Here is a 574-nt window from a genome sequence, read left to right on the forward strand (position 1 = left end):
AAGCGCCGGTACCAAGGGTCCCGAAGCTGCGCTTACGCTGTTCCGGGATTTTGCCGCGGCTTTCACCGCCGAGTGGAATCGGCTGCAGGCCGAGACCTCGGCCGGTCTCTCGGGCAAACGGCAGGAGTTGGAGCGGGTGGAGCGACAACTCGGCAAGCTGGTGGATGCCTTGGCCGAGGGTGCCCAGGTGAGCACTGTCAAAGCCCGCCTGGTGGAGCTGGAAAACCGCAAGGTGATTCTGACCGAGGCATTGGCTGGCTCCGCGGCTCCAGCCCCACGGCTGCACCCCCGGCTGGCTGACGTGTACCGGGATAAGGTGGCGTTCCTGATCGGGGCATTGGATGCCGATGACGGCGCTGAACTGCGCAAGCAGGTTCGCAGCTTGGTCGAGACCATTCAGCTGATCTCCGAGGCCGGCAGTTTGCGACTTGAGGTGCGCGGCGCGTTGGGCGCGATCCTGCGCTTTGCCTCGGGACCCGGAATTGACAAAGGCGCCGACCGTTTGGTCAGCGCCCTGTGGGTGCAAGTTAAGGGAGATGCGGGGACAGGATTTGAACCTGTGACCTTCAGGTTA

1 pseudogene is annotated in these 574 nt (G+C 63.8%); it reads left to right on the top strand.

The window, feature by feature from the left end:
* Positions 1–574 (top strand): annotated as a pseudogene (locus QWZ14_RS28950) (hypothetical protein); the annotation flags it as partial.

The sequence above is a fragment of the Paeniroseomonas aquatica genome (assembly GCF_030409335.1).
Classification (GTDB): domain Bacteria; phylum Pseudomonadota; class Alphaproteobacteria; order Acetobacterales; family Acetobacteraceae; genus Belnapia; species Belnapia aquatica.